18 protein-coding genes and 1 pseudogene are annotated in these 17983 nt (G+C 61.6%); 16 read left to right on the top strand and 3 right to left on the bottom strand.

Annotation, left to right across the window (positions count from 1 at the left end; genetic code table 11):
* Positions 1-75: 75 nt before the first annotated feature.
* From rplB to DWZ01_RS05240, 11 genes and pseudogenes are all read left to right on the top strand, one after another.
* On the top strand, positions 76-906 hold the full coding sequence (gene rplB / locus DWZ01_RS05190) for a 50S ribosomal protein L2 (protein WP_055250219.1): 831 nt from the start codon (positions 76-78) through the stop codon (positions 904-906).
* A 32-nt stretch (positions 907-938) separates the two neighbouring features.
* Positions 939-1199 carry a 30S ribosomal protein S19 gene (gene rpsS, locus DWZ01_RS05195; protein WP_006235035.1) on the top strand — a complete coding sequence of 87 codons (261 nt, stop codon included), beginning with the start codon at positions 939-941 and terminating at the stop codon, positions 1197-1199.
* 14 nt (positions 1200-1213) lie between these two features.
* Positions 1214-1585 carry a 50S ribosomal protein L22 gene (rplV, locus tag DWZ01_RS05200; RefSeq protein ID WP_006235036.1) on the top strand — a complete coding sequence of 124 codons (372 nt, stop codon included), beginning with the start codon at positions 1214-1216 and terminating at the stop codon, positions 1583-1585.
* A 6-nt stretch (positions 1586-1591) separates the two neighbouring features.
* Entirely contained in the window at positions 1592-2302 is a 711-nt protein-coding gene (gene rpsC / locus DWZ01_RS05205; RefSeq protein ID WP_006235037.1) for a 30S ribosomal protein S3, read from the top strand.
* Positions 2302-2697: pseudogene (rplP, locus tag DWZ01_RS05210) on the top strand (50S ribosomal protein L16); the annotation flags it as partial. The gene rpsC and the pseudogene rplP, both read left to right, overlap by 1 nt.
* Before the next feature lie 107 nt (positions 2698-2804).
* Positions 2805-3020 carry a 50S ribosomal protein L29 gene (gene rpmC / locus DWZ01_RS05215; protein ID WP_006235039.1) on the top strand — a complete coding sequence of 72 codons (216 nt, stop codon included), beginning with the start codon at positions 2805-2807 and terminating at the stop codon, positions 3018-3020.
* Positions 3021-3036: 16 nt separating this feature from the next.
* Positions 3037-3297 (top strand): 30S ribosomal protein S17, encoded by a 261-nt coding sequence (gene rpsQ, locus DWZ01_RS05220; protein WP_006235040.1) that lies wholly within the window; start codon positions 3037-3039, stop codon positions 3295-3297.
* A 118-nt stretch (positions 3298-3415) separates the two neighbouring features.
* The gene (gene rplN, locus DWZ01_RS05225; RefSeq protein WP_006235041.1) at positions 3416-3784 is read left to right on the top strand and encodes a 50S ribosomal protein L14; all 369 of its coding nucleotides are present in this window, start codon (positions 3416-3418) and stop codon (positions 3782-3784) included.
* Positions 3785-3797: 13 nt separating this feature from the next.
* Complete coding sequence (gene rplX / locus DWZ01_RS05230; protein ID WP_006235043.1) at positions 3798-4103, top strand: 50S ribosomal protein L24; 306 nt, start codon at positions 3798-3800, stop codon at positions 4101-4103.
* 430 nt (positions 4104-4533) lie between these two features.
* Complete coding sequence (locus DWZ01_RS05235; RefSeq protein WP_117769377.1) at positions 4534-5613, top strand: Gfo/Idh/MocA family protein; 1080 nt, start codon at positions 4534-4536, stop codon at positions 5611-5613.
* A gap of 3 nt (positions 5614-5616) precedes the next feature.
* Positions 5617-6363: a DeoR/GlpR family DNA-binding transcription regulator gene (locus DWZ01_RS05240; protein WP_117769379.1), complete on the top strand. Its 747-nt coding sequence runs from the start codon at positions 5617-5619 to the stop codon at positions 6361-6363.
* A 59-nt stretch (positions 6364-6422) separates the two neighbouring features.
* Here DWZ01_RS05240 and DWZ01_RS05245 read toward each other — a convergent pair whose 3' ends face one another.
* Both DWZ01_RS05245 and DWZ01_RS05250 read right to left on the bottom strand, forming a co-directional pair.
* The gene (locus DWZ01_RS05245; RefSeq protein ID WP_233504573.1) at positions 6423-7082 is read right to left on the bottom strand and encodes an RluA family pseudouridine synthase; all 660 of its coding nucleotides are present in this window, start codon (positions 7080-7082) and stop codon (positions 6423-6425) included.
* Between the two features lie 15 nt (positions 7083-7097).
* A complete protein-coding gene (locus DWZ01_RS05250; protein ID WP_117848308.1) occupies positions 7098-9593 on the bottom strand; it encodes a U32 family peptidase in 2496 nt (831 codons plus the stop codon).
* Positions 9594-9893: 300 nt separating this feature from the next.
* Between DWZ01_RS05250 and DWZ01_RS05255 the strand changes: the two genes are divergently transcribed.
* Entirely contained in the window at positions 9894-10271 is a 378-nt protein-coding gene (locus DWZ01_RS05255; protein ID WP_117769383.1) for a Rid family detoxifying hydrolase, read from the top strand.
* A 112-nt stretch (positions 10272-10383) separates the two neighbouring features.
* On the opposite strand, the gene DWZ01_RS05260 is transcribed toward DWZ01_RS05255, so the two are convergent.
* On the bottom strand, positions 10384-11040 hold the full coding sequence (locus DWZ01_RS05260; protein WP_233506175.1) for a transcriptional regulator: 657 nt from the start codon (positions 11038-11040) through the stop codon (positions 10384-10386).
* 352 nt (positions 11041-11392) lie between these two features.
* On the opposite strand from DWZ01_RS05260, the gene DWZ01_RS05265 reads away from it, so the two are divergent.
* The 4 genes from DWZ01_RS05265 to DWZ01_RS05280 all read left to right on the top strand — a co-directional run bounded on the left by DWZ01_RS05265 (position 11393) and on the right by DWZ01_RS05280 (position 17977).
* The gene (locus tag DWZ01_RS05265; RefSeq protein ID WP_035137475.1) at positions 11393-12787 is read left to right on the top strand and encodes a uracil-xanthine permease family protein; all 1395 of its coding nucleotides are present in this window, start codon (positions 11393-11395) and stop codon (positions 12785-12787) included.
* 195 nt (positions 12788-12982) lie between these two features.
* A complete protein-coding gene (gene ssnA / locus DWZ01_RS05270; RefSeq protein WP_117769385.1) occupies positions 12983-14338 on the top strand; it encodes a putative aminohydrolase SsnA in 1356 nt (451 codons plus the stop codon).
* 148 nt (positions 14339-14486) lie between these two features.
* Positions 14487-17486 carry a putative selenate reductase subunit YgfK gene (gene ygfK / locus DWZ01_RS05275; RefSeq protein WP_117769386.1) on the top strand — a complete coding sequence of 1000 codons (3000 nt, stop codon included), beginning with the start codon at positions 14487-14489 and terminating at the stop codon, positions 17484-17486.
* Between the two features lie 11 nt (positions 17487-17497).
* Positions 17498-17977, top strand: coding sequence for a 4Fe-4S binding protein (locus tag DWZ01_RS05280; protein WP_117848310.1), 480 nt, complete (start codon positions 17498-17500; stop codon positions 17975-17977).
* Positions 17978-17983: the final 6 nt, after the last annotated feature.

Consider the following 17983-nt stretch of genomic DNA (forward strand, 5'->3'; position numbering starts at 1 on the left):
GTGTCATCGCACCCGAGGCAGAACCTCGAATCCCTGTCTGCGATGGCTAACGGATTCCTATTGAAAGGGATTGTAATGGCTGTAAAGCACCTTAAGCCGACCTCCGCTGGTAGGCGTTGGCAGACGATCTCCGACTTCTCCGAAATCACCTGCACCAAGCCCGAGAAGTCTCTTCTCGAGCCCCTGCCCAAGAAGGCCGGTCGTAACAACAACGGCCGCATCACCACCCGCCACCAGGGCGGCGGCGTGAAGCGTCGTTACCGCGTGATCGACTTCAAGCGCAACAAGGACGGCGTGCCCGCCAAGGTTGCCACGATCGAGTACGATCCGAACCGTTCCGCTCGCATCGCTCTGCTGCACTACGCTGACGGTGAGAAGCGCTACATCCTGGCCCCCAAGGGCCTCGAGGTCGGTCAGACCATCATGTCCGGTTCTGACGCCGACATCAAGCCGGGCAACGCTCTGCCCCTCGCCGACATCCCCGTCGGTACGCTCATCCACGCCGTCGAGTTCCAGCCGGGCAAGGGCGCCGCTATCGCCCGTTCCGCCGGTAACTCCTGCCAGCTGATGGGTAAGGAGGGCAAGTACGCTATCGTCCGTATGCCTTCCTCCGAGATGCGCCGCATCCTCGTTACCTGCCGCGCCACCGTCGGTGAGGTCGGCAATGCCGATCACGCCAACATCGTCATCGGCAAGGCCGGCCGTAAGCGTCACATGAACGTGCGCCCGACCGTCCGCGGTACCGTCATGAACCCTGTCGACCACCCGCACGGCGGTGGCGAGGGCAAGAACCACACCTCTGGTCGTCCCTCTGTTACCCCCTGGGGTAAGCCGACGAAGGGCCTTCGTACGCGCAAGAAGAAGAAGGTCTCGAACCAGCACATCATTCGTCGCCGTAAGAAGTAATTTCGGATACCGAGTTTTAGGAGAAAGCACTTATGAGCAGAAGTCTCAAAAAGGGCCCGTTCGTGGAGACTCGCCTTCTCTCGCGTATCACCGCGATGAACGAGGCTGGCAAGAAGGACGTCGTGAAGACCTGGTCCCGCGCGTCCACCATCTTCCCCGAGATGGTTGGTCACACCATCGCCGTCCACGACGGCCGCAAGCATGTGCCCGTGTATGTTACCGAGTCCATGGTTGGTCACAAGCTCGGCGAGTTCGCGCCGACTCGTACGTTCCGTGGCCACAAGGCCAAATAGGGGGTTAACCGTAAATGGCAACTAAGTCTATTGAAACTGAGGCCACCGAGGTTCGCGCCGTCGCTAAGTACGTGCGTGTTTCCCCCAGCAAGGCCCGCCTGGTGGTCGATCTGATCCGCCGCAAGCCTGTCGCTCAGGCCTTCGACATCCTCCACTTCTGCGACCGCGCCGTCGCCGTGGATGTCGAGAAGGTTCTCCGTTCCGCCGTTGCGAACGCCGAGAACAACAACGGTCTGCGTGCCGACAACCTGGTTGTCGCCGCTGCCTATGTTGACGAGGGTCCGACGCTTAAGCGCATCCGTCCCCGCGCCAAGGGTTCCGCTTCTCGCATTCTGAAGCGTACTTCCCACATCACCGTCGTCGTTGCTCCTCGAAAGGAGGCGTAAAGCTGTATGGGTCAGAAAGTCTACCCCACCGGCTTCCGTCTTGGCATCACCGAGAACTGGCGCTCCCGCTGGTTCGCAGAGAAGGATTACGCTAAGACCCTCGGTAACGATCTCGAGATCCGCAAGTACCTCGAGAAGCGTCTTTCCCGCGCAGCTGTCTCCCGCGTCGAGATCGAGCGCGCTGGCGACAAGGTGAAGGTCATCATCCTCACCGCTCGCCCCGGCGTTGTCATCGGTAAGAAGGGTGCCGAGATCGATACCCTCCGCACCGAGCTCGAGAAGGTCGCTGGCGTCTCCAAGGGCCAGCTCTCCGTCGACGTTGTCGAGATCAAGCGTCCCGAGCTCGACGCCAACCTCGTTGCTCAGTCCATCGCTGAGCAGCTCGAGGGCCGCGTTGCCTTCCGTCGCGCTATGCGCAAGGCTGTCCAGTCCGCCCGCAAGGCCGGCGCCAAGGGCATCCGTATCCAGTGCTCCGGTCGTCTCGGCGGTGCCGAGATGGGCCGTCGTGAGTGGTACCGCGAGGGTCGCGTGCCTCTGCACACCCTCCGTGCCAAGATCGACTACGGCACGGCTGTCGCCAGCACCACCATGGGTGCCTGTGGCGTGAAGGTCTGGATCTACCTGGGCGAGAAGCTCCCGGGCCAGCCTGTTCCCAACCCTGCACTCGAGGGCTCTTCCCGTCCTCGTCGTCGTAACTCCGAGAGGAGGGGTCAGTAGTGCTTGCCCCTAAGCGTATTCTTCACCGCAAGGTGCAGCGTGGCTCCATGAAGGGCCAGGCCAAGGGTAATACCGAGCTGCATTTCGGCGAGTTTGGTATCCAGGCTCTCGAGGCCCATTGGATCACCAACCGTCAGATCGAGGCCGCTCGTATTGCCATGACCCGCTACATGAAGCGTGGCGGTCGTGTCTACATCACGATCTTCCCCGATAAGCCCATCACCAAGAAGCCTGCCGAGACTCGCATGGGTTCTGGTAAGGGTAACCCCGAGGAGTGGGTGGCCGTCGTCAAGCCCGGCCGCATCATGTTCGAGGTCAAGGGCGTGCCCGAGGAGGTCGCTCGCGAGGCTCTGCGTCTTGCACAGCACAAGCTTCCCATCAAGACCAAGATTGTTGCTGCCAAGAACGCTGAGCAGCGCATCGAGAAGGAGATGGCTGAGGAGGCCGCTCTCGAGGCCAAGTGGGCTGCTGAGGACGCCGCCGCCGCCAAGGAGGAGAACTAATGAAGCCCGCAGAGATTCGTGAGCTCTCGGACGCTCAGCTCGTTGAGAAGCTGAAGGAAATGCGCGCCGAGCTCTTTAACCTTCGTTTCCAGATGGCCACCAGCCAGCTGGACAACACCGCTCGCGTCAACACCGTGAAGAAGGACATCGCTCGCGTCCTCACGGAGCAGCGCGCCCGTGAGATCGCAGCGGAGAAGTCCGCTGTCGCCGAGTAGGACCTAAGGAGAGAACATGACTGATTCGCGTAACTCGCGTAAGGTCCGTACGGGTGTCGTTACCTCCGTCTCCGGTGCCAAGACCATTGTTGTCACCATCACCGAGCGCAAGCGTCACCCCAAGTACGGCAAGATGATGACCAGCTCCAAGAAGCTGCACGCTCACGACGAGGAGTGCACGGCTGGCGTGGGCGACACCGTCCGCGTTATGGAGACCCGTCCTATGTCCAAGATGAAGCGTTGGCGCCTCATCGAGGTCGTCGAGCGCGCTAAATAAGCAGTCGCTCTTACGACTTGTACGTTTCCGAAGATGTGCGTATGCCTGGCTTGCATACCACGGGCCGTATAAAGGCTGCGCACCTCTCTTCGGTTCTTAGTTCGGAGGAACATCTACCATGATTCAGATGCAAACCATGCTGAACGTCGCCGACAACTCCGGCGCTCGCAAGATTCGCTGCATCAAGGTGCTTGGCGGTTCCAAGCGTCGTTATGCAGGCATCGGCGATGTGTTCATCGGTGCTGTCCAGGAGGCTACCCCTGGCGCCAACGTCAAGAAGAAGGACGTTGTCCGTTGCGTCGTCGTTCGTACCGTTAAGGAGATCCGCCGCAAGGATGGCTCCTACATTCGCTTTGATGAGAACGCCTGCGTTGTCATCAACAACGATGGTTCGCCCGTCGGCACCCGTATCTTCGGGCCCGTCGCTCGCGAGCTTCGTGACAAGAAGTACATGAAGATCGTCTCGCTCGCTCCCGAGACCCTGTAGTTAGGGGAGATATATGTATATCAAGAAGGGCGATAAGGTCCAGGTTCTCTCTGGTAAGGATCGCGGCAAGCAGGGCGTTGTCCTGCGTGCTCTCCCCGCCGAGAACAAGGTCGTTGTCGAGGGCGTTTCGGTCGTCAAGAAGGCCGTCAAGCCCAACGCTGCCAACCAGCAGGGCGGCATCGTTTCGCAGGAGGCTCCCATCGACGCCTCCAACGTCAATCTCGTTTGCCCCGAGTGCGGTAAGGTTACCCGCGTCGGTCACGAGAAGGACGGCAAGAACAAGCTGCGCGTCTGCAAGAAGTGCGGCCACAAGTTCTAAGCTGCCCGCAACAGTTAAGTTGCTAGCAAAGGCCCGGATGCCACGGCACCCGGGCCTTTTTTGATCCCTATTCATTGGGTACTCATTGGGGACAGGCTTAAATGAGTGATTGCGCGCACGAAGGCTGGCGTGACAGTTGGTCAGCTTGTGCGTTGCTGCGGACTCGGTGAGGCAACGGTTAAAAGGGCAACTGTTGGCTGGCGCGACGCCTCAATTGATCCGTTTTCCTCCGTCCCCAAGGGATCAGGTGATGCGTATTTGTGTGTAGTTACGTGCGTAGGATTGCGTGATTGTGCTTGTATATGCGCCATCTGCTGCTGAATTTTGACCATTTAGCGGTAATACACGCAGAAGCACGCACATACACGCGCATTTGTGCGAATATAGAGCTGTCAGAAATAAAAGACTTTTCACGACGCAGGAGGCAGATATGGCAGATTGTAAACAGGCTCCGCTTGATGCTGCGGCAGCCGCAAAGGCAGCGTTCGCTTCGGTCCAGGACAAGCCATTCCCCGATGATATCTTTACGGCTCCCGAGCTTCGTTGGGCTGTGATCGGGTGCGGTGTTATCGCCAACCAGATGGCCCAGTCTCTCGCTCTTTCCGGCCGCAAGCTTGCGGGCGTCGCCAACCGCACGCTGTCCAAGGCTCAGGCTTTTGCCGATCAGTATGGCATCGAGAAGGTCTACGAATCGGTCGAGGACCTCTATGCCGATCCGAACATCGACGCGATCTATATCACCACGCCGCATAACACGCACATCACCTATCTGCGTGCGGCCCTGGCAGCTGGCAAGCACGTGCTTTGCGAGAAGGCCATCACCCTCAACTCCGCCGAGCTCGACGAGGCGCGTGCCATTGCCGACGAGCATAACGTGATCCTCATGGACGCCACTACGGTGCTCCATATGCCCTTGTATCAGGAGCTGCGCCGCCGCATGGATGTCGGCGAGTTTGGCCGCATGAACCTCGCCCAACTCAACTTTGGCAGCTACAAGGAGTACGGCGACCTGACCAACCGTTTCTACAATCGCAACCTTGCTGGCGGTGCCATGCTCGACATTGGCGTCTATGCCCTGTCCGTTATGCGCCTCTTTATGGCAAGCCAGCCCGCTGAGGTCGTTTCGCTGGGCAACACCTGTGAGACCGGCGTTGACGTTGCGGGCGGCATCGTCTGCCGTAATGCCGAGCAGCAGCTGGGTGTTGTGAGCCTTACGCTTCACTCCAAGCAGCCCAAGCGCTCGGTCATCAGCTTTGACAAGTGCTATATCGAGGTCAACGAGTATCCGCGTGCCGATCACGCGACCATCGTGTGGACTGCGGACGGCCACCGCGAGGAGGTCCACGCCGGCACCGAGGCTTACGCCCTGTGCTATGAGATGGCCGATCTTGAGAAGGCCGTTGCCGGCGACGACTCCAAGCGCGAGCTACTGGATTATGCTTCTGATGTTATGGAGCTTATGACCAAGCTTCGCACCGACTGGGGAGTCGTGTACCCCGAGGAGGAGTAAGCGATGCTTGCGGAAGATAGGCTCAACGCGATCGTGTCGATGGTGCAGCAGGCCGGCTCGGTTACCGTGCCGGAGCTTGCCGAGGCTCTGGGCGTGACGGCGTCTACCATTCGGCGCGACCTGCAGACGCTCGATCGAGCGCACCGCATCGCTAAGGTCCACGGTGGAGCGACGAGTCTTGAGCGCGCGCACGTGACGCGTGACTTAACACTCAACGAGCGCAGCGACCTCCATAACGACGACAAGGAGCGTATCTGCGCCCGTGCGGCGGCGCTTGTGGAGCCCGAGAGCTTTGTATACATCGACTCGGGCTCGACGACGCTCAAGCTCATCGAGCATCTTCCACACCTTGAAGATGTCACCTATGTGACCGATTCCGTGCTCCATGCTCAGCACCTCGCTTTGCGCGGCATGCGTACCGTGGTGCTGGGCGGCGAGCTCAAGCCCGAGACCGAGGCGCTCGTTGGCCCCGATGCCTTGGCAACCCTAGACCGCTACAACTTCAATTGTGGCTTTTGGGGCTCTAACGGCATTGCCGCCGAGCAGGGCTTCACGGCGCCCGATATCGAGGAAGCGCAAGTAAAGCGTATCTCGATGCGCCATACGGCCAAGCGCTTCGTAATCTCGGACGCCAGTAAATTTGGCATGGTGGCGCCCGTCAAGTTCGCGGATTTTCGCGATGCAACGATTATTACCGCGGGCGAGGTCCCCGCCAAGTACCGGGCAATGGACAACGTCATCACGGTCTAGAAGCAGGGGCAGGCTAAGGCCAAAACCACCGCGAAGGTACCTGTCCCCATTGTGGTGGTTTAGGGCTCCCAGGGGCAGGGGGCTTCGATGTGGATGTGCTCGCCGGTAACGGGATGCGTAAAGGACACGCTGTGGGCGTGGAGCATCAATCCGCATGGGCGCGGCGTTCCGTACAGGTCGTCGCCCACCAGCGGATGGTGCTCGCTGGCCAGATGGACGCGAATCTGATGCTTGCGGCCGGTGAGCAGCTCGACATCGATATACGAACGCGTGGGCAGGCCTCGACGGCTCTTAAGGCGCTTGAGCACCTTGACGCGCGTCTGAGACGGCTTGCCGCTGGCACCGACGCGCATCTTGCGGCTATCGTGGCGGTCGCGGGCGATCGGCTTGTCGATGAGCTTTTCGTTCCAGTCTATCTTGCCCTCGGCCAGCGCCAGATAGTGCTTTTCGAAGGCGTGGTCGTTCACCATCTGGTCAAAGGCGGGCTGCGTCTGTTTGTCGAGCGAGAACAGAACCACGCCGGTGGTGTTGCGGTCCAGGCGGTTGAGCGGCTGCATGTCGGTCGCGGCAAAGCCGTCGCCCATCGCCAGCAGCAGATCGCTGGCGTAGTCGGTAAGTGTGCGCTCGCCGGTGCCGTCACCGTGGACGATCATGCCGGCGGGCTTATCGATGGCCATGAGCCAGGCGTCGCAGTAGAGGACTTGGGGTTCTTCGTTCACGTGTAAGCCTTTCGGTTAGCTAATTCCCACAAACATACAGCCCGAGGTGGCGCCGTGCAGGCGGGCGGCGGGCTTACGGCCGGCCTGCGCGGCCTCGATGGCGCGACGGACGCGTGCGACGGCGCGGCCAATCTCATCGGACTCGAGCAGGGTTCCGTCAACCATAAGACGGCGCACGCCGGCGTCGAGCAGCTGCGGAACCTGCGGCGTGAGGTCGATGGGGTAGGCATCGTACAGGCGCGAGCGGCCGTGGACGTCGGTGCGCACTGGCATGACCTTGCCATCGATATTCTTGAGCGACAGCTTGCGGGCGCGCAGGCGGCAATTGGCGCAATCGTGGATACAACCGTTGGCAACCTGCAGGATGCAGTGCTCGCTCGTCATAACGCGCGGGCGGCCGAAAACGGTGATGCCCAGGGCTGCGGGCGCGGAGGTGCCAAGCGAGATAATCTCGTCGAGCGTGATCTCGGGCGAGAGCCAAAACGCCCCGGCCCCGCGCTCGGCGAGTGCCTCCATGCAGGGCGTGTTGTGCACCGGCAGGCAAGAGCGAATCTCGACCGTGGCGCCGGCCTGCGCGGCTACGGCGAGCTCGGAGATATTGCCGACGGCGACGGTGGCTCCGGCATTGATCCAGGGATCGACGCGTGCGTGGTCAACGGCGCGGCAGACCTCGTCGAGTACGGGCACGATGCCCTGCTCAAACGCATCGGCGGGGGAGAGCTCGGCCGCATCAAGCGCGTCGGTGGTCATGTAGATGCGCGTTGCACCCTCGGCGCGAGCAGCCTCGGCGGCCTCGAACGAGGTGACGGTGGCGCAGATTTGCGGCTCATCGCGGTAGTGCTCGGGCATGGGGCGGGAATCACTGGTGACAATCGCCGGCAGCTCGAGCGTGCGGGCACGCTTCGCGTACGGTGCCAGAATGGCCTCCTCGAGCGCCTTGCAAGCGGCTGTGCGCACCTTATGTACGGCGGAAAAGCCCATGCCGCAGCCCTCATCGAGCGTCACATCAAAGCTCGCGGCCTCAAAGGGCGAGGAGCCCATGCGGCCTACATGCTCAACCAGATCGGACGCCTCGACCGCGCGGGTCTTGGCGGCCTCGACGGTAAAGCCCGTGGCCGTGGCGGTGAGCGTGGGGTCGTCGCAGCAGGTGAGCGTCACGGTAAAAGGCTCGCCAAGGCGCGCCACGACGGACACGTCTACGGCGCGGCGGCGCAGCACGTCGCGCTTGAGCGCGGCGCCGGCGGCGTCGATAGCGCGCTGGCTTCGAATCACGCGTACGCGGCAACCTTCGGGCATGCTACGGGGCACGCGGCACTCGATGATGTCGCCGGCAGCGGCATCATCGGCGGCGATGGTGGTCAGGAATTGGTCGAACTCATCGTCGTGACGAAGTTCCAGCAGGTCGCCCTTGCCCACGGGCTCAAACAGCTCGATGCGGGCGATGGCGGCGCGGCGACGACGGTCGTCAGGCTTGAGCCCGCGCACATCGCGGTTGGCCAGGCGGCTGCCCAGCACCGTGCCCACGATCTGGCCGCGGTTGTTGGAGCGCTCGTAGCTCATCATCTCGTCGCCCGAGGTGCCGTCTTGGTAGGCGTGCGTAAAGTCACGGTTAAAGCAGCGCTTGAGTTGGCGCTGGCGGGCGGCCTCTTCATCCTTAGAGGTCGAAACATGGGCCAGCATGTCATCAATCTGATGACGATACACGTCGACGATGGAATACACGTAATCGGGGGCCTTCATGCGGCCCTCGAGCTTGAGCGATGCGGCGCCGGCGTCATACAGACGGCGAACAAGCTGCGAGGTATTGGTGTCGCGCGGGCATAGCGCGCGTTCGCGACCGGCAGGGGAGAGCGAGCGGCCGTTCTCGTCGATTAGCTCGTAAGGCAGGCGACAGGGCTGAGCGCACATGCCGCGGTTGGCCGAGCGGCCCGCCATGGCAAAACTCGAGAGAAGGCACAGACCCGAGTAGCAAAAGCAGATGGCACCGTGGCTAAAGACCTCGAGGTCGACGTCGGGCGCGGCGTCGTGGATGGCGGCGATCTCGTCAATGGAGAGCTCGCGCGAGAGGGTCACGCGGTCGGCGCCCTGCTCGCGGCACCAAATAGTCCCGCGGTCGTCATGGATGTTCGCCTGGGTCGAGATGTGTGTCTCGATGCCGGGCATGGTGCGCTTGACCTCAAAGAACAGGCCCCAGTCCTGGATAATGAAGGCGTCGGCGCCCAGCGTGGAACAGCGGTGGATGAGCTGCAGCGCATCGCCCATCTCGGACTGCTTGATGACGATGTTTACCGTGACATAAACGCGCGAGCCGGCCAGGTGTGCAGCACGGCAGGCCTGTTCAAAGGCCTCGTCGGTAAAGTTTGTTGCCTTGCGGCGGGCGTTGAAGCTGCCCATGCCGCAGTAGATGGCGTCTGCCCCGGCAGCGAGCGCGGCGGCAAAAGGCTCGGGCCCTCCGGCGGGCGCCAAAAGCTCGGGTCTGCGGTTGGTGGTTCGACTGGCGGTTGCGGTCATATCCTGCCTTTCAAAATGCTCAGATACTCAAAAGTATAGTGGCGTCGCTGCGGTGGGCGACGCCCGCAGCCTAAGCAGGACAAAGTCTTCAGCAGCTTGGACTGGCTGCTCCACATGAGAACCGTTCAGCGGTTCGGGGAAACCGTTGGGCGATAAAATATTCTCGCAAGCTGATAATATTCTTGCATCAAACAGAAACCTTGAGTACTATCCCAATCAAGCGCGGTGTTCAGACCGAACTGTGCCTCCCGGTGCGAACACCGCGCTCACGCTCTCTCAATTGATCGTAAGGAGAAAAACATGAGCAAGACCGTCGTGTCTTCCGATAACGCACCCGCAGCCATCGGCCCGTATTCCCCCGGTATCCAGGCCGGCAACATGGTGTTCCTGTCCGGCCAGCTGGGCATCGATCCCGCGACCGGCAAGATGCCCGAGGGCGTCGAGGCCCAGGCCAAGCAGTCCCTCGCCAACGTCGAGGCCCTGCTGACCGCTGCCGGCGCTACCTTTGCCGATGTCGTCAAGACCACGGTCTACCTGGCCGACATCGTCGACTTCGCCGCCGTGAACGAGATCTACGCCTCCAAGTTTGAGGCCCCGTTCCCCGCGCGCAGCGCCTTCCAGGTTGCCGCCCTTCCGGCTGGCGGTCTGGTCGAGATCGAGGTCGTTGCCGCTCTCTAAGGCGTTGGCCACAACTAAACATGACATGCAAAAAGACCCTGCAGCGCGTGCGAGCTGCAGGGTCTTTTATCAAGTGACGGATCGCTTGTGGAGCCGCACTCCATTTTGCTCGTTAGCCTTCCTTGCGGACTTTTTGCAGGTAGCGGTAGACGCTGGGCTCTGAGATGCCCAGCGCGGCGGCGGCGCAGGCCACGGCGCCCTTGAGCATGAACACCCCGTTACCGTTGAGGTGGCGAATGACGTCCACGCGGTCGCTCTGACCAAGCGACGCTACATCCAGCCCGCGCGCGCTCAGCAACTCGGCAATGCTGCGGTCGATGAGCTCCTGTGTAGACTCCGAAAGGCTTTCGACCTCGATAGGGGCGGGCTCCGTGCGCGTCGGCGCCGCGTCGAAGCACGCCATGAGCTGCTGCGCCATGGCGTTGATGGAGCGCACGGTCGAGAGGTCGGTGTTGACGCAGAGCATACCGACGATCTCATCATTCTCGCGGATAAAGTACGTCGCTGACTCCAACGTCTTGCCGCCGGCACCGCGCCCCTCGTAGCCCGTAATAAACGGCAGGTCGCGATACTTGGCGTCGTGCATGATCTTGAGTGCCAGATCGGTGGCGGGACCGCCGACCTTGCGGCCGCTTACGATGCCGTTGCGAATATCGACGATGGCGTGGTCGGGATCCGAGAAATCGTGCAGCACGATTTCGCTGTTTTTGCCGAGTATCTGCTCCAGAAAATCGACCATCGGCAAAAAGCGACGTACGGTCTCGTTCACGGGCAACTCCTTTGGGTGAAATCGGAAATGTTCATAACAATTTTTTCTCATGGTAACACGCTGCCCATCATCTCGTATATCCGCAGGTACATTGCGTAATGCAGACGAACGGTAGGAATTTAGCGGTAAACGGTTGACCAAAAGAAAAGTTAGATGTTATTTTGACCAGACACTTTCCTGACCTGCGGAAATGCGTTATTTCAGCTGAAGAATAGTCTGATAACAAAAAATTATTATTGAGAATGAGAATCATCTTTAATACGATATGCAATGAAGGCACAACCTCAACCCCGCACTGCGTCACAATAGAGCGTTAGATGCGAAAACAACTACTTCGAGGATTGGTGGTCAAATGACCCAGGAGACGGTTACGAACGGCACTGAAGCCCTGTTCACTCGCGAAGGCATGCCTCCCGTTAAGGAAATGATCCCGTGTGCCCTTCAGCACGTACTGGCATCGTTTGCCGGCATCATTACCCCGGCGGTCATCATGGCCGGCGTCTACGGCTTTAATAGCCAGCAGAGTACCGACATCATCCAGGTCGCGCTCATTCTTTCGGCGATCGACACGGCCCTTCAGGCCTTCGCTCCCTTCCGTCGCATCGGCGGCGGCCTGCCCATCGTCATGGGCGTTTCGTTCGCGTTCCTGCCGGCCCTGCAGGCCATGGGTGCCTCGGGCTTTAGCTTTGGTGCGCTGCTGGGTGGCGAGATCGTCGGCGGCGCCGTCGCGGTCCTCTTTGGTCTGGCCTACAGCAAGATCAAGTGGCTGTTCCCGCCCGTCGTGACCGGTACGGTCATCTTCTCCATCGGCGTTTCGCTGTATCCCACGGCCGTCAAGTATATGGCCGGCGGTATGGGTACGCCGCTGTGGGGCACCCCGCAGGCCTGGTGCGTCGCTCTTATCACCTTCGCCGTGGTCTTTGCGCTCGCCAACTTTGGCAAGGGCACGCTCAAGCTGGGATCCGTGTTCTTTGGCATGATCGTTGGCATGATCGTCTCCATCCCCTTTGGCATGATCGACTTCTCCAGCGTCGCCACCGCTCAGGTCTTCGCCCTTCCCAAGCTCATGCCCTACGCGCTCGAGTTTGATCCCGAGGTCTGCATTACCCTCGCCGTCGTGTTCCCCATGGTTGCTATCCAGGTTATCGGTGACGTTTCCGCCGCCTGCCTGGGCTCCATCGACCGTATGCCCACCGAGCGCGAGCTCTCCGGCGCTATTGTGTCCCAGGGCCTCACCTCTATGGTCGGCGGCCTGCTGGGCGGTCTTCCCACCAGCGCCCTTGGCCAGAACGTGGGCATCATCTGCTCCAACAAGGTCGTCAACAAGTGGGTCTTTGTGATCATTGCGGCCGTCTTTGCCATCGCCGGTCTGTTCCCGCAGCTCTCTGCCGTCCTTTCCGCTATCCCGCAGCCCGTCATCGGCGGCGCGACCGTCGGCGTCTTTGGCACCATCACCATGAACGGCGTGCGCATGTTCACCCGCGAGGGCCTCACGCAGCGCACTACCACCATCGTCGGTACCTCCGTCGTCTTTGGCCTGGGTATCTGGATGGCCAGCGGTTGCCTTGCCGGCGAGGGTATGCCCACCTGGGTTTCCACCGTCATCGGCTCCAATGCCGTAACCCCCACCGCCATCATGGCCATTGTCCTTAACCTGATCCTTCCGCAGACGCCGGTCGTGGCCCAGCACATCGATGCTGCCAAGGACGCTGCCGTGGATCTGGTCTTGCCCGAGAGCAAGAAGTAACCAATTCGGTGCTATTCGTCGGCGGACGCATCGCCTCGTCCGCCGACGTCATGCGGCGCCAAGCCGCACTTCAAAGGGTTTGTCCCTTTGGTGAAGCGTTGACGGGAGAGGGCCCGTTTCCGGTGTAGGCCGGCGCTTCGCACTCCGCCATGTCAGAGGTGTCAAACCCCGCCTCTGATGTCGAAGGGAGCATCCATGCTTCTGGTCGCTAACGGTTCCGTCTTTACCCGCAACGCTCAGACCCCGTTTATTCCAAACGGTGCGGTCGCCATTGACGGAGATACGATCGTCGAAGTGGGCCCCGAGTGCGAGCTCAAGGCCAAGTACCCGGATGCCGAGTACGTCGACGCCCAGGGCAACCTCATCATGCCCGGACTCATCAACTGCCACACCCACATCTATTCGGGTCTAGCCCGCGGCCTTGCCATCAAGGGCTGCAACCCCACCAACTTCCTGGAGAATCTTGAGCAGCAGTGGTGGAAGATCGACGACAACCTGACGCTCGACGGCACCAAGGCCAGCGCCTATGCCACGATCTTGGACTCCATCCGCGACGGCGTCACCACGATCTTCGATCACCATGCGAGCTTCTGTGAGATCCCGGGTAGCCTCTTTACCATTAAGGACGCAGCTCAGGAGCTGGGCATGCGTTCGTGCCTGTGCTACGAGGTCTCCGATCGCCGCGGCCAGGAAAAATGCGACCAGGCCATTGCCGAGAACGCCGAATTTGCCCAGTGGGCCGCCAAGGAGCGTCGCGATAACGACAACCATATGATCGCCGCCATGTTTGGCGGACATGCCACCTTTACGCTTTCGGACGAGACCATGGATAAGATGGCCGAGGCCAACAACGGCCTGACCGGCTTCCACATCCATGTGTGCGAGGGCATGAACGACGTGTGGGATTCCCGCCTCAACCGCGGCGGCATCAGCCCCGTCGAGCGCCTGCTGCAGCACAACCTGCTGGGTCCCGACACCATGCTGGGCCACTGCATCCACGTGACGCCTGCCGAGATGGATATCGTCAAGGAGTCCGGCACCTGGCTCGTCAACAACCCCGAATCCAATATGGGCAACGCCGTGGGCTGCGCCCCCGTGCTCGAGTTCTTCCGCCGCGGCATCCCCGTGTGCATGGGCACCGATGCCTACACCCACGATATGCTCGAGAGCCTCAAGGTCTTCCTGATCATTCAGCGTCACAACGCCGCTATGCCCAACGTGGGCTGGTGCGAGGCAATGACGATGCTGTTCGAGAACAACGCCAAGATGGCCAGCAAGTACTTCGATCGCAAACTCGGTGTGCTCGAGGCCGGCGCTGCCGCCGACGTCATCGTCATGGACTACAAGCCCTTTACGCCGCTGAGCGAGGAGAACATCGACGGCCACATGCTCTTTGGCATGATGGGCAAAAACTGCCGCACCACCATCATCAACGGCCGCGTCCTGTACAAGGATCGCGAGTTCGTTGGCATTGATGAGGACAAGATCAACGCGTGGACCATGGCTGAGTCCAAGAAGCTCTGGAGCACGCTCAACGAACGCACCTACTAATTACAAGTAGATTCACGCGCGTCGGATGTTTCGCCGCGTTCGACGCGCGTATAGGCGGCCTCCGCGGGGTCGCCGGCGCTGTGCTAGCGCTACACCGTATTTGCGCCCGTCGCGCGGTCTCGCCGGGCGTTACAGAGAGGAGCTCATTATGAGCGACATCATGAGGCCGATCCCGTTTTCGCAGCTGATGAACTGGATCATCGAGGAGCACAAGACTCAGGGCGCCGTCTTTGGCGTGCGCAAGATGGTCACGACCAACCAGGAGGGCGCGCTTCCCATTTTTGACGAGCGCATCGAGACTCCGTTTGGCCCGGCCGCCGGTCCCAATACGCAGCTGGCCCAGAACATCGTGGCATCCTACGTGGCCGGTTCCCGCTTCTTTGAGCTCAAGACCGTTCAGGTTATGGACGGCGAGGAGCTCTCCAAGTGTGTGAACAAGCCCTGCATCGTGGCGCAGGACGAGTGCTACAACTGCGAGTGGTCGACCGAGCTCGAGGTTCCGCAGGCCTTTGCCGAGTACGTGAAGGCATGGTTTGCCTGCCACCTGATCGCTCGCGAGTACGGCCTGGGCAGCCCGGATGGTTTTGTCTTCAACATGTCCGTGGGTTATGACCTCGAGGGCATCAAGAGCCCCAAGGTCGATGCGTACATTGAGGGCATGAAGGACGCCAGCGGCTCCGAGGTTTGGAACGAGTGCCGCACGTGGGCGCTCGCTAACCTGGACAAGTTTGAGCATGTCGATGCCGCGTTTGTCGAGTCCATCCCGGCGCGCGTCTCCAACTCCATTACCGAGTCCACGCTGCATGGCTGCCCGCCGGCGGAGATCGAGCGCATCGCGACCTATCTGATTACCGAGAAGGGTCTCAACACCTACATCAAGTGCAACCCCACGCTGCTGGGCTATGAGTTTGCCCGCCAGCGTCTGAACGAGCTGGGCTTTGACTACATCGTTTTCGATGACACGCACTTCCGTGAGGACCTGCAGTGGGCCGATGCCGTGCCTATGTTCGAGCGCCTGATTGCCCTGTGCGCCGAGCGCGGCCTGGAGTTTGGCGTCAAGCTGACCAACACCTTCCCCGTCGACGTGACGAGAAACGAGCTGCCCTCTACCGAGATGTACATGTCCGGCCGTTCGCTGTTCTCGCTGACCATCGAGGCCGCCCGCCGCATTACCGAGCAGTTTGACGGTAAGCTGCGCATCAGCTACTCCGGTGGTGCCACGGTCTACAACATCCGCGCCCTGTATGATGCCGGCATTTGGCCCGTCACCCTGGCGACCGACGTGCTCAAGCCCGGTGGCTACGAGCGCTTTAGCCAGATGGCCGGCGAGTTTACCGACCTGGATGGCAAGCCGTTTGCGGGCGTCTCGCTCGAGGCCGTGACCGCGATTCAGACCGACTCGCTCACCAACCCGCTCTACAAGAAGCCGCTGCGCCCGCTGCCCGACCGCAAGGTCGCCGGCAAGAGCCCGCTTTCCGACTGCTTTACCACGCCGTGCCGCACGAGCTGTCCCATCCAGCAGGATATTCCCGCCTATCTGGCGGCTGTTGACGAGGGCCGCTTCGAGGACGCGCTCAACATCATCATCGAGCGCAACGCCCTGCCGTTTATCACCGGCACCATCTGCCCGCATCCCTGCGGCCGCGCTTGCGAGCGTGCGTTCTACGAGCCCGAGGGTGCCCAGATTCGCGCCAGCAAGCTCAAGGCTGCCCGCGAGGCCATGACCGCCGTGCTGCCCAAGCTGCGCGCCCAGGCCATTGCCAACGACGGCGAGCACAACGTTGCCGTTATCGGTGGCGGCCCGGCCGGTCTGGCGACGGCGTTCTTCCTGACGCGTGCCGGCGTGCCCGTCACTATCTTTGAGGCCCGCGATTCGCTCGGCGGCGTGGTCCGCCACGTGATCCCCGAGTTCCGTATTGCGAGCGACGATATCTCCCACGATGCCGAGCTCTGCCTGGCCTTTGGCGCCAAGGTGCAGCTCAACGCTCGCGTGGATTCCATTGAAGAGCTCAAGGCCCAGGGCTTTACCGACGTGGTCGTGGCCACCGGTGCCTGGATGCCCGGCTCTGCGGGCTTGGGCGAGGGTGCCGAGCTCGACGTGCTGGAGTTCCTCGAGACCGCCAAGAAGGGCGAGAAGCTCGAGCTGGGCGAGGACGTCGTGGTCATCGGCGCCGGCAACACCGCCATGGATGCTGCCCGCGTGGCCAAGCGCCTGGCTGGTGTGAAGAACGTGCGCCTGGTGTATCGCCGCACCAAGAAGCAGATGCCCGCCGACGAGGAAGAGCTTGATCTTGCTCTTGCCGACGGCGTTGAGTTCTGCGAGCTGCTGGCGCCCAAGGCACTCAACGGCGCCGTGCTGACCTGCGATGTTATGGAGCTTGGCGAGCCGGATGCAAGCGGCCGTCGCAGCCCCGTCGCCACGGGCGAGACCGTCGAGCTTCCCGCCACCACGGTGATCTGCGCCGTGGGCGAGGGCATCGACGCCAGCCTGTACGATGCCGCGGGCGTCGAGCACGACCGTCGCGGCCGCCTTGCCGCCACCTCCACCGGCGTCGAGGGCGTCTGGGCTGCGGGCGACTGCCGTCGCGGTCCTGCCACCGTGGTCGAGGCCATCGCCGATGCCGCCGAGGTTGCCCGTGCCATCGCCGGCGTGGACTTTAACAAGTACGCCGACCAGAATGCTCAGGCCGGCCGCGAGGACACCTGCTACGAGCGCAAGGGGTCGCTGTGCCGCGACAAACGCAACTGCACCAAGACCCGCTGCCTGGGCTGCGGCTCGGTGTGCGAGGTCTGCTGCGACGTGTGCCCCAACCGCGCCAACGTGGCAATTAAGGTGCCGGGCCTGGCCAAGCATCAGGTCGTCCATGTCGACGGCATGTGCAACGAGTGCGGCAACTGCGCCGTGTTCTGCCCTTACCAGGAGGGTCGTCCCTACAAGGACAAGCTCACCCTGTTCTGGAGCGAGGAGGACATGGAGAACTCCGAGAACGAGGGCTTCCTGGCCGTGGACGAGGACCACTTTAAGGTTCGCGTCGCCGGCACGGTCCGCACCGTCTCGGTCGATGCCGTCAACACCGGTCTTCCCGAGGCCGTCCGCCTGACCATCAGGGCTGTGCGCGACAACTATTCGTACCTTCTTAAGAAATAGGCGAGTCTCTTATGGCCAAATCCATTCAACATAACGTGCCCTACGTTGCCTGCGGAAGCGGTTGCGCCTCCGCAGGCGGCGATGCCCGCTGCAGCGAAGGCTGCATTGGCTGTGGCGCCTGCGTCACGGCTTGCCCCCACGGTGCCATCTCACTGGTCGACGGCGTTGCCCGCGTGGACCGCTCCAAGTGCACGGGCTGCGGCCTGTGCGGCATGGCGTGCCCGCAGCGCGTGATTGCCTTCGTTCCCGGCTACCAGAACATCCTGGTGCGCTGTAACAACACCGACAAGGGCGCCATTGCGCGCAAGATCTGCGACACGAGCTGCATCGGTTGCGGCATGTGCGCCAAAAAGTGCCCTGCCGGCGCTATTCGCATCGAGGACAACTGCGCCCATATCGACGGCGCGGACTGCCTGTCGTGCGGCATGTGCGCGGTTGTGTGCCTGCATGGCGCCATTCACGACCGCACCGGCATTGCCGCCGGCGTGTAGAAGGGA

The organism is Collinsella sp. AF28-5AC, assembly GCF_003457875.1.
In the GTDB taxonomy this organism is placed as follows: Bacteria; Actinomycetota; Coriobacteriia; order Coriobacteriales; family Coriobacteriaceae; genus Collinsella.

Excerpts from the sequence above, each read along its gene's own strand:
- rplB (WP_055250219.1), top strand. The coding sequence starts at position 76 with ATGGCTGTAAAGCACCTTAAGCCGACCTCCGCTGGTAGGCGTTGGCAG.
- rpsS (WP_006235035.1), top strand. The coding sequence starts at position 939 with ATGAGCAGAAGTCTCAAAAAGGGCCCGTTCGTGGAGACTCGCCTTCTC.
- rplV (WP_006235036.1), top strand. The coding sequence starts at position 1,214 with ATGGCAACTAAGTCTATTGAAACTGAGGCCACCGAGGTTCGCGCCGTC.
- rpsC (WP_006235037.1), top strand. The coding sequence starts at position 1,592 with ATGGGTCAGAAAGTCTACCCCACCGGCTTCCGTCTTGGCATCACCGAG.
- rpmC (WP_006235039.1), top strand. The coding sequence starts at position 2,805 with ATGAAGCCCGCAGAGATTCGTGAGCTCTCGGACGCTCAGCTCGTTGAG.
- rpsQ (WP_006235040.1), top strand. The coding sequence starts at position 3,037 with ATGACTGATTCGCGTAACTCGCGTAAGGTCCGTACGGGTGTCGTTACC.
- rplN (WP_006235041.1), top strand. The coding sequence starts at position 3,416 with ATGATTCAGATGCAAACCATGCTGAACGTCGCCGACAACTCCGGCGCT.
- rplX (WP_006235043.1), top strand. The coding sequence starts at position 3,798 with ATGTATATCAAGAAGGGCGATAAGGTCCAGGTTCTCTCTGGTAAGGAT.
- DWZ01_RS05235 (WP_117769377.1), top strand. The coding sequence starts at position 4,534 with ATGGCAGATTGTAAACAGGCTCCGCTTGATGCTGCGGCAGCCGCAAAG.
- DWZ01_RS05240 (WP_117769379.1), top strand. The coding sequence starts at position 5,617 with ATGCTTGCGGAAGATAGGCTCAACGCGATCGTGTCGATGGTGCAGCAG.
- DWZ01_RS05250 (WP_117848308.1), bottom strand. The coding sequence starts at position 9,593 with ATGACCGCAACCGCCAGTCGAACCACCAACCGCAGACCCGAGCTTTTG.
- DWZ01_RS05255 (WP_117769383.1), top strand. The coding sequence starts at position 9,894 with ATGAGCAAGACCGTCGTGTCTTCCGATAACGCACCCGCAGCCATCGGC.
- DWZ01_RS05265 (WP_035137475.1), top strand. The coding sequence starts at position 11,393 with ATGACCCAGGAGACGGTTACGAACGGCACTGAAGCCCTGTTCACTCGC.
- ssnA (WP_117769385.1), top strand. The coding sequence starts at position 12,983 with ATGCTTCTGGTCGCTAACGGTTCCGTCTTTACCCGCAACGCTCAGACC.
- ygfK (WP_117769386.1), top strand. The coding sequence starts at position 14,487 with ATGAGCGACATCATGAGGCCGATCCCGTTTTCGCAGCTGATGAACTGG.
- DWZ01_RS05280 (WP_117848310.1), top strand. The coding sequence starts at position 17,498 with ATGGCCAAATCCATTCAACATAACGTGCCCTACGTTGCCTGCGGAAGC.